Here is a 305-nt window from a genome sequence, read left to right as displayed (position 1 = left end):
ATTTCCTCACATCAGGCTGAGGATTGCTGGGCGGGCAAGCCAAACGCGCTTCGCAAATGCGCATCGAAGCGTTCGAAGTCTGCCGCGATTGTCGGCGCCTTGGAAACATCATATGCCGCAAAGCTCGGCAGGGCCTGCATACCGAAAAATCGGAAATTCAAATGCACCGGCCAGAGCAGGTCTTCGACGGAGCGACCTTCAAAGAAATTCTGGTTCGGATCGCCAAATGCCATTCGCGGCGCATTGAGTGTGAGCGACAGCATGTATTGCGTTTCGGTCAGGTGACCGCCGCTGCCATATTGGCG

Annotated in this window: 1 protein-coding gene; it reads right to left on the bottom strand. The window is 55.7% G+C overall.

Annotated features, from left to right (window positions below):
* Positions 1 to 11: 11 nt before the first annotated feature.
* A partial coding sequence (locus B4F73_RS14850; protein WP_290483645.1) for an NAD(P)H-dependent oxidoreductase occupies positions 12 to 305 on the bottom strand: 294 nt, incomplete at its 5' end.

Source organism: Hyphomonas sp. UBA3601, assembly GCF_002375605.1.
In the GTDB taxonomy this organism is placed as follows: Bacteria; Pseudomonadota; Alphaproteobacteria; order Caulobacterales; family Hyphomonadaceae; genus Hyphomonas.
Note: the sequence above shows the minus strand (reverse complement) of the source record. Positions and strands in the feature narration are given on the sequence as shown.